General features: G+C 65.0%; 9 protein-coding genes. 3 read left to right on the forward strand and 6 right to left on the reverse strand.

The genetic code is table 11. The annotated features are described in order from the left end of the window. Window positions 1-71 precede the first annotated feature (71 nt). Window positions 72-770 carry a metalloprotease secretion chaperone CpaB gene (gene cpaB, locus GLA29479_RS02570; RefSeq protein WP_057970681.1) on the forward strand — a complete coding sequence of 233 codons (699 nt, stop codon included), beginning with the start codon at window positions 72-74 and terminating at the stop codon, window positions 768-770. 95 nt (window positions 771-865) lie between these two features. Here the strand turns inward: cpaB and GLA29479_RS02575 are convergent, their stop codons facing one another. The 4 genes from GLA29479_RS02575 to galE all read right to left on the reverse strand — a co-directional run bounded on the left by GLA29479_RS02575 (window position 866) and on the right by galE (window position 5,154). Further along, window positions 866-1,705 (reverse strand): N-acyl homoserine lactonase family protein, encoded by an 840-nt coding sequence (locus GLA29479_RS02575; RefSeq protein ID WP_057970682.1) that lies wholly within the window; start codon window positions 1,703-1,705, stop codon window positions 866-868. Between the two features lie 59 nt (window positions 1,706-1,764). Beyond that, complete coding sequence (locus GLA29479_RS02580) at window positions 1,765-2,442, reverse strand: TetR/AcrR family transcriptional regulator (RefSeq protein ID WP_211265026.1); 678 nt, start codon at window positions 2,440-2,442, stop codon at window positions 1,765-1,767. A gap of 161 nt (window positions 2,443-2,603) precedes the next feature. Then, entirely contained in the window at window positions 2,604-3,989 is a 1,386-nt protein-coding gene (locus GLA29479_RS02585; RefSeq protein ID WP_057970684.1) for a GlcNAc-transferase family protein, read from the reverse strand. Between the two features lie 103 nt (window positions 3,990-4,092). Next, window positions 4,093-5,154: a UDP-glucose 4-epimerase GalE gene (gene galE, locus GLA29479_RS02590; RefSeq protein ID WP_057970685.1), complete on the reverse strand. Its 1,062-nt coding sequence runs from the start codon at window positions 5,152-5,154 to the stop codon at window positions 4,093-4,095. Window positions 5,155-5,403: 249 nt separating this feature from the next. Here galE and GLA29479_RS24255 point away from each other — a divergent pair, with 249 nt between their 5' ends. Both GLA29479_RS24255 and GLA29479_RS24260 read left to right on the forward strand, forming a co-directional pair. Beyond that, entirely contained in the window at window positions 5,404-5,622 is a 219-nt protein-coding gene (locus tag GLA29479_RS24255) for a hypothetical protein (RefSeq protein WP_144436320.1), read from the forward strand. Window positions 5,623-5,711: 89 nt separating this feature from the next. Next, the gene (locus tag GLA29479_RS24260) at window positions 5,712-6,365 is read left to right on the forward strand and encodes a hypothetical protein (RefSeq protein WP_144436321.1); all 654 of its coding nucleotides are present in this window, start codon (window positions 5,712-5,714) and stop codon (window positions 6,363-6,365) included. Between the two features lie 135 nt (window positions 6,366-6,500). Here GLA29479_RS24260 and GLA29479_RS02600 read toward each other — a convergent pair whose 3' ends face one another. After that, window positions 6,501-9,452, reverse strand: coding sequence for a TonB-dependent receptor domain-containing protein (locus GLA29479_RS02600; protein WP_237051798.1), 2,952 nt, complete (start codon window positions 9,450-9,452; stop codon window positions 6,501-6,503). A gap of 268 nt (window positions 9,453-9,720) precedes the next feature. Then, window positions 9,721-13,062: a TIM-barrel domain-containing protein gene (locus GLA29479_RS02605; RefSeq protein WP_248842787.1), complete on the reverse strand. Its 3,342-nt coding sequence runs from the start codon at window positions 13,060-13,062 to the stop codon at window positions 9,721-9,723. Window positions 13,063-13,074 lie beyond the last annotated feature (12 nt).

The raw sequence follows: 13,074 nt of genomic DNA on the forward strand, positions 1-13,074 counted from the left end.
TCGATCACGAACCGCCCGGCAGGCCATCGTGGCCTGCCGGGCAGGTCCGCCAGTCAATCGCGAGGACAGCCATGCACGTTCAACGAAACCAGGCTCTGATCATGGGGCTCGTCCTGACCGGCGCAGCGACGGTCGGCCTGTTGTTGCACTTCCGGGCGGATCCGTCGACCGCGAGCGGCAGCCTGCAGGACTCGAGTTATGCCCCACCCGGCATCGCTGGGTCGGAGCAAAGCGGCGCGTCCGCCTCGCATCGCAACGACGATATCGAACGCCTCGTTTCCAGGCGCAGCACGTTCTCCCTGGACAGGACGAAACTGCAGGCCGCGCTCAGCAAGAAGGCCGTCCTGCAACTGGCCGACCCCGACAAGGTGATTGCAGGCAGCCTTCGCCCATCAGCCAAACAGATCTCCGATGGGCGCCAATTCATCGCCTATGACCCCTACGTCATCGAGTCCAAGGCGGTCGGCGACGATATCGAGATCTATCTACCAAACATCGGCCTGACCGCGCACGGCGTGATCGACAACATCGAAGTCAACGGCGACATCATCCGTTGGTCCGGACGCTTCGAAGACTTCAACTCGACCCAGAGCAGCTTCTCGATCAGTCAGACCATGATCGACCAGTACGTGCTCGGGGTGTTCGAGACGCCGATGGGCACGTTCAATCTCGAAGCCAAGAACGGCCTGGGCTGGATCGTGGACCAAGGTACGGACTTCCATCTTCCGGCCGATGGCAAGGACTATGTCGAGTCCAAGGGCAAGCGCTGAGTCTGCCCACCGCACGGCACGACCCACCGCACAGGAAGCGCGCTTCCTGCCTTTTCTTTTAGCGGTGCGGGCAAATCGCGCCGATCGCACCCTATTCAGTCCAGGTAGGCCGGGAACACCGGCAGCGCCCGGAAGTCGTCGACCGAATGCTGGATCACCACGCGGGCCTGCTGGTTCTTCACGATGCGCTCGATGCGATCCATCGACGCCAGAGTCTCGCTACGGCTGACATTGAACACCGGCATGCGCTTCTCGGCGCGGTTCTCGTGCGAGTGAAACAGATCGCCGGTCAGCAGGACATGACCCGAACGCGGTAGCCGAAGCATCAGCACCTGGTGCCCCGGCGTGTGGCCCGGCGCCTTCAGCAAGCGCACGCTGCCGTCGCCGAACACGTCGTGATCGCCGTCGATGAGCACGGTGGCGGCCTGCGCCAGGGTTTCGATCAATTTGAGGTTGGTGCGCGGCGGCGCCGGCACGGACTGGATCCATTCCAATTCTTTACGATTCACGATCCAGGTCGCCCGCTTCAATGCATTCGCGTTGCCGAGATGATCGCCATGGCCGTGCGAGAAGGCGAAATAGTCGACGTCGTCGAAACTCAGCCCCAGTTGTTGGAGCTGCGCCGCAACCGGGGTCTCGACGATGGCTCGGTAGAGGGGAAGCTGGGTCCCGCCGGCGGGTTCGGCGTAGCGGTCGCCCAGGCCCGCCTCCCACAGCAGGTCGCCCTTCGGGTGGCGAATCAGAAAACACGGCGTCATCAGGGTACCGGGGTGGCCGTCGTACTCTCCGGTATCGGCGAACGGCGCGAGATCCGCGAACTGCGCGCGGCCGCAATCCATGGCGTAGAGCTTGACGGCGGGCTCGGCCGCCTGGGCTTGCGAGAACACAGCGGACAATACGACCGGCAACACAAAGCGCTTCAGCAACGAGGTCATGACGTTGATCCGAATGAGACGACGGGTTTGGGTTATGCGGTGAAAGCGGCCCTTGCGCGTCAGGCGCGTCGACCGCGCTTGGCCTGCCTTTGTTCGATCAGCATCCGGGCGACTTCTTTCGCGGACGAGGACGCCGCCGCCGAGCCGGTGCGCAGCGCAGTGACGATCGCACCGTCGATCAGCATCATCAATTGGTTCGCCAGATCGCCGGCCGGGCGTATCTGCGCATCCACGAGCAGGCGTTCGAGATAGGCGGTGACTTGTTGCTTGTGGTCGTTGGCGACCGCATGGCCGGCGTGATCGCGGTCGGCCAGTTCGACGATCGAGTTGATGAAGATGCAGCCGCGGAAACCGCTGCTGTTCAAGCGTTCGCTCAGCGCATCGAAGACCGCCAACGGGCGCGTGCCGGGGTCGCCGGACAACCGATCGACCGCATCGGCCAACCATTGCCGCCAGGCCGAACCGAGTTGAGTCAGAACTTCGGCGACCAGATCGTTCTTGGAAGGGAAATGCTTGTAGAAGCTGGCCTTGGCGACGCCGGACTGGTCGATGATCGTGTCGATACCCACCGCACGGATGCCGTGCGCGTAGAACAACTGCGAGGCGACCGCGAGGATGCGCTCGCGCGGAGGGGGCGGTACCGGCTCGGCGGATTTCATGGTCGGAAATATACAGACAGGTCTGTCTATGTCAACCGAGAGGACTATGCCCTCGGCGGGCAGCTTGCGGGTCGCCAAGGTACCGCTCCGGGCCCGGCGTTCGCCCGCAACGGCATCGAACCATCGACGACCCGCTTCAGCCTGCGACGTCTCCCTTCAGCGCCGCAAGGCAGGCCAACCGCGCGGCTGCGATGCCTCGCAGCCGCCGCAGCATCGCGCCTTACCGGCTGCACCGCATCTCAAGAAGCCGCCGATATCGCATCTTCGCCAAGCTCATGCACCATGATGGCGAATGCTTCACTGAGTTCCGGCGACTTGCTCGTGGCCCGCACATCGTACTGAGCTGGGAGTCGCGAAGGGCAAGCCTCGAATCTATCGATGTACTCGAAACACCCTTTTGCAGCCAGAACCTCCAGATCGCCCGGCGACAAATTGCGCGCGACGAGTTCCGATCCATCCGCCGCATAGGCGACCACCACCACCGAATCCAGATCGACGGACCCGGGAAGCGGCCGGGTGTTGCCGATGCGTACCCGGAACGCTCTTTTACAGATCAACCCGTCTTCCCACTCGTTGACAGGTAGATCGTAGTAGGACTCGTCGGGCTCGGTGGGCTCCGCCGCCTCGCTCCTGAGCCCCCGGTGCCTGAAACTCAGCCCCGCGTATCGCTCGAACTGCTGGACCGAGCGATGTCGTCCCAGACCGTACCGGCCGAAATCGACGGCCTCGTGACCTTCGGAAATACCCAGGAGCGACAGAGATCGCTCCAGTGCCAGAACTGCCCGGTCGGTGGCGCTTCCTTCTATTTCGCCGCTCGATTTCCGTTCGTCGGTGTGATCGTCCCAGACCTTCCTGGCCCCCGAGTTGTACTGATGCCACAGCAAGGGACGATGCGGGTGAAAGAAATCGTAGCCGTGGGTAAACGCCCTGACGGCCATGACGATCTCCTCGGTCGAGAAGAAATGCTCGGCATCGTTCATGACCTCCTCGACGAACCGGCCGTCCGAGAAAACGAAGCCACCGCTCATGAAACGGGCTCTCATCGGCTCGGTGCGCTCCTCCCAGCCGGGCATCCTGGCCGCTCGATAACTCACGATGCCCAAGGTGGAAAACTTCCGGACCAGCATTTGCCCGACATGATTCTGCCGGCCTTCCGGGAAGACGGCCGGATCGAACGAAGGGGGATAACCGGTCAGCAAGGGTTTCTCGTATCGACCGCGCAAAGACTCGAGCATGTCGATCATGGCCGTATCCCAGTGCGCGATGAAGCGGTGATGCGCATCTATCTGCAGGTTGTAGCGCTCGCCGTCGTAATGCCCCTGGCTCGCGTTGCGCGCCCAGCCGCAACCTTTGGTGTCGAGGAAGTGGACATCGATCACTTCGACGATCGCTCCGTCCTTGTCCATCAGATGGACGAGGTGCCCGTTCCTGCGGGTGCTGCCCGAGTGGCGGAAGCCGGAAGCGACGAAATCGTCCAGGCTCTCGTCGGTGTCGTGCTGCCAACAGACCACGATCCGAAGCCCACCCGGGTCCGACGCATTCCCCACGAGATCCGTCAATGTCGGGATGAGCTGCCTGTCGCGGTAGCTCGGCACTTGCACGAAGATCTTTCTCTGGATATCCATATTCTTACTTCTGCAGGTTCGAATCCGGAAGCCGCCGTCGGCCGGGCGATCGACATGCGACCACGCTCGCTGACGGCAGTCGTTTGTGATGGCGCGGTATGGCCTACACGACCATCGCGTGAGGGGAGTCCGGCCGCGGCAGCGCCGCCCCCTCGAGCACGCGACTCGATGTCGGGCGAGGCGTTCTCGCGTCGATGCGATGTTCCCACGCGAGTGCGCTGCCGATGATCGCATCGATATCGTCGTAACGCGGAACCCAGCCAAGCACCCGACGGATCTTTGTCGCATCCGCGATCAGCAGCGGCACATCCCCGGCCCGCCGCGGCGCGTCGACGACCGGGATCGGGCCGCCATTGGCCCGCTCGACGGCGCGCAACACGTCGCGAACCGAATAGCCGCGCCCGTAACCGCAATTCAGCACGACCGATTCGCCGCCGCCCCTGAGATAAGTCAGTGCATCGAAATGCGCGCGGGCGAGATCGTCGACGTGGACATAGTCCCTCACGCCGGTGCCGTCGGGCGTAGCGAAATCGGTGCCGTAAATCGCAAGGTGCTTGCGCTTTCCGGTGGCGACTTCACAGGCGACTTTGGTCAGCAAAGTGGCATTGCGGGTAACAGGGCCGATACGCCCGCGCACATCGCTTCCGGCGACATTGAAGTAGCGCAGCACCGCAAACCGTAGACCGCTGGCCGCCGCATGATCGCGCAGCATCCATTCGCCCATCAACTTCGATGCCCCGTAGGGATTGATCGGTACGGTCGGCGCCAGTTCGTCGGCGACGCCGGAGGCCGGCATTCCGTATACCGCCGCGGACGAAGAGAAGACGAAATTCGCCACCCCGGCTTGCGCGCAACTCCACAACAGGTTGCGTGTGGCGCAGGCATTGCCGGCGTAGTAGCGCAAAGGGTCGCTGACCGATTCCGACACGACGGTCCGGGCAGCCAGGTGGAGGACAGTATCGACCCGGCGCTCGCGCAACAAGCGCAGGACGCTGCCGGTATCGCCGATATCGCCCACGACGAGTTCGGCGCCGATGACCGCGTCGGCGAAGCCCGTGCTCAGGTCGTCCAGAACGACGACTCGCTCGCCTCTTTCCACGAGCTGGAGAACTACGTGGCTTCCGATGTACCCGGCGCCGCCGGTCACGAGTATGCAGCTCTTCATGAGCAAGAAGGGATTCCCTGTTGACGCCCGCACCGACGGGCACGTAGCGCCCGCGCCTATCATGTGAGGGAAGCAAACGCAGTTCAACCAAATTTTTCTTTCGTTTTAGAGCAAAACTCGCGAGATAAATTTCGTTTTCAACCGCCTAAGCAGAAACACATATTTGAATTGACGCTCCAAATAGCCCCTTGCTAGTGTTCCGCGGCTGGCAAGAAGCCAGCCCATCAAACCAGTATCAAGGAGCGCACAGTGAAGTCGAAGATGATCGTCGGTCCGATGTTAGTTGGCGGATTTATTGCCGCGGCCGCAACGGCCGCAATCGCGGGGGATTCGGTAATCCTCAATGGACGCAAGTACACCTGCACGAACACCTGCAGCGTGACCACGACCTCCACTGGCTACCGTGTCACCGATTGTTGCGGTGGCCGGGTTTCGATGACGATCGAACCGACCTTGCCGCCGGAGTGAGCCGTAACTTCACTGGGGTGTTCGACACCCTGACGTGAAGCATCCCGCCGGGCTCTCTTGGGAGTCCGGCACTCATCCAGAGGTCGAGCGTGAAACTTCATCCGGCATTCGTCGTCTTGACGGCTACTTTTCTCGTCGGCTGTTCCGACAAGCAAAGCCAGTCCCCAGCCCCCTCCTCCCAAGTCCCGGCAGCGCAGGTCGCGCCCGACTCGAACAATCCGACCCAGGCGACCAGCGCGCCGGTCTCGACCGATAGCGCCGGCGGCACGAACAGCGCGGTCGTAAATGCATCGCCATCGGCTCCTCCTCCCTCGGCCTACCTTCCTGCTGAAAGCAAGCTGTTGGCCGATGGCGGCCTGGCCACCGAAAGGGCCGTCGCGCTCCTTCAGTCCGACAAACAGTTTCAACAAGCGGCCCGCGCGTTCGATCAGGGCGCGGCGAACAGCCCCGAGGCTCACGACCTGGCGGCGCACTACAAGGCCGCTATCGCGCGAGGCCTCAGCAACAAGGAGGCGCTGCGGGATTTCTCCTGCGGCTTGAGCTTGTGCATCGGCTCGATGCGCACGAAGTCCGCCGACGACTACACCGCCTGGTCCGAACGCTTCGCCAAGGACACCGGCGCACCGACCTATAGCTTCATGGAGATGACCAAGAAGCTGAGCGAGGGCGAGTACGAGAGCCGCTTCGTGTTTTCGACCGACCCTGGCGCCAACTCCATGACGGCCCCCGGCAAGGCCCGCTAGGCCGCGAAGGTCACGCCGCCGCGAAGCAGCCCTCCGGCAGGAACTGCTTCGGGGCGACCAGGCTATCGGGATCGGGCCGACCAAGAAAAAACGCGCCGGCAGTACCGGCGCGTTCTTTCGTCCTAACTTTTTCCGTCAGAACTTGTAACCGACCGTGACGCTGTAGCTGCGGCCGAGGATGCTGGCGTAGTCGCTGGAGTCGCCGAGGAAGCTGTTCGGGTCGTAGAACGGCTGACGATCGAACAGGTTCTTGACGGTGAGACCGACGTTGAGCTTGTCGGTCGGACGCCAGGCCAGGCTCAGGTTGGCCGTCCACCACGACGGCACGCCGTCGCACTGCGCTTCAGGCACCGGCAGGAAGCCGGCGGTGCAGGTCTCCGGGTTGTTGTCCTCGGCATCGACGCGGTCCCACGCCCACTTGGTGTGGCCGACGTAGTTGACGAAGAAGCTGGTGGTGAACTGGCGGTAGTTCCAATCGGCGTTGATGGTGGCGCGCAAACGCGGATTGCTGTGATAGCCCACGGTGTTGCCGTAGTACCAGCCGTTTTCGTCGTCGAGGTAGGCCTCCTTGCGGCGCGCGATGGTGGCAGCCACACCGACGTTCAGGCTGCCCCACTCGCCCAGCGAGAAGCGGCTGCGAGCATCGATGTCGAAGCCGTCGACCAGGGTGCGGCCGCGGTTCTTGTACTGGCCGACGACGCTGGCCACGTTGCCGGCGCTGTAGCCCGGCAAGGTGCCCGGGCAGCTCACGCCGCTGGCCGGGTCGGCGCACATCGCCGCCAACGCCGCCTGCGCGGCGCGGTCGGAATCGGTGATCGGCGAACGGGCCATCGAGACGATGTCCTGTTCCTTGCTGAAGTCCGGTGCGGCGATCTCGTTGCGGCGATAGATGAACCAGTAATCGGCCGACACCGACAGCCAGTCGAGCGGTTCGAACACGAAGCCCAGGGTAGCGATCTTGGCCTTCTCCGGCTCCAGGTCCTGGTTGGGCTGGGTCATGCGCGCCACGGTGCGGCTGCAGTCGGCATTGAGCAGCGAGTTGCCGAGGTCGACGTCGCCGCCGCGGCGCGACTGGCGCAGCAGGTTGGCGATGGCGTTGGTCTCGGCGCAGCGCAACTCGTCGCGGAAACCGCCGAGCTGGGCGAACACGCCGCCGGTGCCGGCCTCGGCCAGGCTGGGAGCGCGGAAGCCTTCCGAGTAAGTACCGCGCAACAGCAACTGCGGCAGCACCTGATACTTCAAGCCGATCTTCGGCGCCAGGTTGGCGCTGAAGTTCGGGTACTTGTCCACGCGCAACGCAGCGTCGAGCTCCAACTTCTCGGTCAACGGCGCCACGGTCTCGGCGAACAGGGCGTAGGTGTTGCGCTTGCCGTCGAACCACGAACCGCCCTGCTGGGTGATCAGGCCGTTGGCCGCGTCTTCGTTGCCCGGGGTGTAGAAGGTCTCGCGGCTGATGTTGAAGCCGAACGCCGCGCGCATTTCGCCGGCCGGCAGGTTGAACAGCGGACCTTCGATCTTGCCGTCCAGGGTGTGCAGGCGGGTCCAGGACTGGATGTCGAAGGTTGGATAAGCCTCGCGCAACAAGGCCGCGTTGGCCTCGCTGATCTCGCCGAACTTGTACGCGGGATGATCGGAGATGATCACGCGGCCGGTGCCCGGGTCGACGGTAAACGGGCCGAAGGCTTTGCGGAAGCCGTCGAGGTTGACGTTGATGGTCTGGTAAGTGACCGAGTGCGTACCGGCGGTGGCGAAAGCGGTTTCCCAGTTCCAGTCGCCGATGGCGCCGCGCAGGCCGAACAGTCCGCGGTAACTCTTGTCGGTGTTGCGCTGACCGAAGTAGTTGTCGCCGACGTCCTGCAACAGATACTGCAGACCCACCACCCCTCCATTGATCGCCCGGAGCTCGGGGCTGGCGTGGTTGTACTCGTTGTTCGGCCCGAGGAACGGATAGCGGAACTGGTTGACCGTATTGCCGGTGTTGCGCGAGAACCAGCTGGTCGGGTTGCCGGTGGTGGTGCCGAACGAACGCGGCGTGCCGCCGTTGGCGCGCAGGTCGATGTCGGTATAGGTCAGCTCGGCGAACGCCTCGGTGTTCTCGCCGACCAGGAAGTGAGCGTTGACGTAGCCGGTCATGCGCTCGGTCTCGGCGCCGGCGTCGATCTCGTTGTTCATCCAGGTCTGCCAGATGCAACGCGGGCCGGCGGCTTCGCCGGTCAGCACGTTGTTGCAGCCCGGTGCGGCTTCCTGCACGCGCGCGCCGGTCCTGGGGTTGATGGCGAAGTAACTGCCGGGATTGAACACGCCCGGCTTGCTGCCGGTGCCCAGACGCAGGTTCTTCAGATAGTTCGGGTTGTTGACGTAGTACTGATCGGGCCGCTTGTCGTAGAAATCGCTCAGCGGAATCGCATCGCGGCGATACAGGTTGACCGAGGCGTAGACGTTGTAACGGTCTTTATCGAGGTCGCCGAAACCGGCGGTGATGCTGGCCTGGTGCTCGCCGTAGGAATCGATGCGCGAGGACTTGTCGGTGGTCACGCTGACCTCCGCGCCCTGGTAGTTGCGCTTGGTGATCACGTTGATCACGCCGGCCACCGCGTCGGTGCCGTACACGGCCGAGGCGCCGTCGGTCAGCACCTCCATGCGTTCGATCGCCGCGGCGGGAATGGCGTCGATGTTGACGAACTGGGTCTGGAAGCCGGCCGGCGCGCCGTAGTACGACAGGCGGCGGCCGTTCAACAACACCAGGGTGCCCTGTGCGCCGAGGCCGCGCAGGTTGGCCTGCGAAGCGCCGTCGGAGCCGGTGAACAACGAACGCGAATCCTGCTGCGCCGGACGCGCCGCCGGCAGATTGTCGAGCACCTGCAACAGGGTGCGCGCACCCATGTTCTCGATGTCCTGCTTGCTGATGACCTGCACCGGCGAGGCGGTCTCCACGTCCAGGCGGCGGATGTTGGAGCCGGTCACTTCGATGCGCGACAGTTCGGTGGTCTTGTCGGCGCTGTCGGTGCCGTTCGTGCTGCTCTGGCCATCCTGTGCGGCAGCGAAAGAAGCGTGACCCAGCAGCGCGGCGGCCAGGGCCAACGACAGCGGGGTGGCGGTGATGCGGGATGGGCGATTGGCGCGTTGACGGCGCGGGCGGCGGCTTGCGGGCAACATCGGAACTCTCCTGGCGGATCTGCGGCGCGGATGGCGGACGAAAGGCAACAGCGATCCCGGGCCGCGGCCTGACGGCCGCAGTCGGTTGGAGCGGGGGGAGGAGCGGTGCTACGTGTTCGGCACTCGGTGTTCGGCGTTACGTATGCGGGTTATGCGGCGGGTGTTCGGGTGCGTGTCGGGTGTCGGGTGTTCGCTCGGGTCATGGCGGAAGGATGCTGGCGCTATCGCCCTCCTGGCCGATCAGCACGGCATTGGCCCAGTTCGCGCAGACCTGGGTGGGTTGGCTACCTTGCGCGCCCAGCGTGCGCAGGCTCAGGGAAGACAGACCGCGGATGTCCAGCTCCGGCTTGACCACACCGGGCGCCTTGACCATGCCGCTGTCGTAGAGCAGGCGGTCGTCGCCCCAGACTTGGAATTGCAGGCCGCCGGCGGCGCGGCAGGCATCGTCGATGCCGAGGTCGGCGCGCAGCAACCGCCACTGACCCTGCAGGCGCAGGTCGATGCGGCTGGCCGCAGCGACGCCAAGGCCACGGCGGAACAACAGGCCGTTCATGCGCAGCGCGTCGTCGCCGCGGAAGGCATGGTCGGCGCGCACCTGTCCGGCCAGCGCGGCCGGCAACGGCAGCTCGGAGAGATAGCGCTGCTGTGCCGGCCGCTCCGGTTCCTGGTGTTCGAGAATGTGGAAAGTCGACAGTGCGATCGGCCCGACGTCGCGCGGTTGCAGCGCATCGACCGCGCGCGCCGCGCCGCCCTGGGCGGCGATGACCATCGGGTCGGTGGCCGACGCTCCGTCGCCCTCGGGGTTCTGCACGCTGAGCACGCGGAAACGCAGCAGTCGGCCTGCACGGGCGGGGAAGTCGATGCGCTGCAACTCCTGCTTCAGTTGCAGACGGCCGCGCGCAATCGGCTCGCCCCACTCGCCGTTGCTGTCGCCCAGGTACACCTCGTAGTCGCGCACCTGGCCGTGCTTCCAGTTCTTGTCGTTGCGCGGCGCCAGCTCGATGCCGTCGATCAACTTGCGCTCGCCGAAACCGATGGTCCATTCGTGCGCGCCGGTGCGCACGGCCTGGTTGCGCACGCTGCGGAACCACGTGCTCGCGTCGTCGTCGAATGCTTTTTCCAGCGCATGTCCGGGTTCTTCGGCCGGACGGTTAACCACCAGCAAGCTGTCGGCCGGAAGCGCACGGCCCAGCGCCGGCGCGGCCGGATAAGCGTCGTCGGCGTCGGCCTTGGCGGCCGCGATGTCGAGCGTCAGCTGCAACGGCTTGCGAATGTCCACGGCGGCGCTGCGCACGTGCACGCTGCCCTTGCGTTCTGCCGGATCGAAATACCAACCCTCCGTCGCCGCTTGCAACGCGGCGGCATCGGCCAGTCGCGGCAGCGCGCGGCCGTCCAGCGAGACCGCACGCGGCGCCTGCCGGCTGAGCACGCGCAAGGCGTAGCGACGCTGCGGCAACTGGCCTTGATACTGCCCCTGCACTGCATCGATGCGCACCGTCACCGGCCCGCCGCCTTGCTCCGGCGCACTCATCTTTATCTGTTGCGTGCTCGACTCGCCCTGCTCATGACGACGGGTGTTGCCGTCGTCCTCGTACAGCACGTATTGCGAGTCGCCCTGCGGGTACAGGTCGAAGGTGACCTCGTCGAGCGGCTTTTCGCCATCGAACAGCATCGCCGGGTACATCGGCAGGATCGCGCCGGCGCGCACGAACAACGGCAAGGTGGCGAGGTCGACCTGGCGATCGAGATCGCGGCCGGCCGCGTCGGCCTGCACGCTGCGCCCGTCCCAGTAGTCGAACCAGCGCCCGGCCGGCAGATGGATGCCGCGCCGCCAGCCGCGACTCGCGGCCTGGCTGCGGTAGACCGGCGCCACCAACAGGTCGCGGCCGAGCAGGAACTGATACTTGTAGGCCTCGTCCTGCGCGTGCGGGTCCTGCGGGTAATCCCACATCAGCCCGCGCACCGGCGGCGCGCCGGTCTGCGCAGCCTGCTGCGCCAAGCCGTACATGTACGGGGTCAGGCGCATCTTCAACTTCAGGTAATCGCGGTTGATGCTGCGGTAAGGCTCGTCGAACCACCACGGATGCTTGCGCGCATTCGACGACCAGCCCGACATGCCCATCAACACCGGCGTGAAGGCCTTCCACTGCAGATCGCGGGTGTAGGTCTCGGCGCTGCCGCCGAAGATCGCGTCGACGTCGCCGGTGGCGTACGCCATGCCCGACAGGCCCGAGCCGATCAGGGTCGGCACGTGCCAGCGAATGTAGTCCCAGCTCGCGCTCTGGTCGCCGGTCCAGGCCACGGCATAACGCTGGATGCCGGCCCAGCCCATCACCGTCCACAGGAACGGACGCGAATCGGAGTTGTGCAGGATGCCGTTGAACGCCGATTGATTGGCGTCCATGGCGAACTGATACCCCTTGCCGGTCCAGGCCACGTCGAGCTTCTGCACCCGGCTGCCGGCGGTACCGACTTCCCAGGCGATCTTGTCGACGCCGTTCTCGGTCCACAGGCCTGTGCGGAAACCGTACTTGGCCAGGCCCTTCACCGTCTCGGGCAGTTGCTTGTAGCCGCAGCCGTAGCCGTCGTTCGGCAGGATCCAGCCACCGGGCATGTCGTGCTCGCGGTACTGCCGCGCCACGCTTTCGACCACGTCCGGCGTAGTGCCGGTGGCGCCGTCGTGCCAGCCTTCGGGCACGGTGCCAGGCTTCTTGCCGTTGTCGCCATCGTTGTAGCAATCGGCGTCGCCGTACGACAGAGCCCAGCGCGCCAACAGGCCGGGGCGGCCGGTCAGGCGGGTGTAGCGCTCAAGCAAGCGCGGCAACTCGCCGACGAAGTAGTACGCATCGAAGCGGTCTTCGCGATGCAACAGGGTGGTTTGATCGGGCTGGCGCAGGTCGTAGCTACCGTCGCTCCAGGTATTGCGCAACATGCCCCAGCCGCGCGAGCTCAGCAGCATCGGCGCCGGGCTGGGGCGGTCGCCCTCTTCCCAACCGCCGGAGTACGACACTTCCAGCTCGCGGCCCTTGAACTGATAGCGGCCGTTCTGCTGACCGCCGCCGTAGAAGGCTTCGTCGGCCTGCGAAGACAGCACTTGCGCGCTTTGCGCTGCGTCCAGATCGAGCGGCTGCAATTCCTGCCACAGCGGCGTGCGGCGTTCGCCGTCGATCCGCTCCAATCGCAGCTTCAGCGGTTGCCGCTGCACATGCAGCACCAGTGCACCGGTGCGCACGCGCACTTCAGCCTCGTCCTCTTCCAGGGTGGCGTCGATCTTGGTTGCCGGCTGCGGCAACACGATCGGCGCGGCCTTGTCGCCGGCCGGCGCCAACTTGCCCCGACGCCCCGCCTGCACTCGCACGATGTCGTCGGCCAGCACCTCGATGCGCAGCAGGCTGCCGGTGTCGGTGCTCAGCTCCCAGCTCGGCGTCGCGCCGGTGCCGGCACGAACCGCGCGCAGGTTGCCGATCGGCTCGGCCACGGCCGGCAATGCCGACGCTATCAGCGCAGCCAGGATCGCTATCGACAGTCGCGGACGACACACGCGGAATTCCAC

The sequence above is a fragment of the Lysobacter antibioticus genome, assembly GCF_001442535.1.
In the GTDB taxonomy this organism is placed as follows: domain Bacteria; phylum Pseudomonadota; class Gammaproteobacteria; order Xanthomonadales; family Xanthomonadaceae; genus Lysobacter; species Lysobacter antibioticus.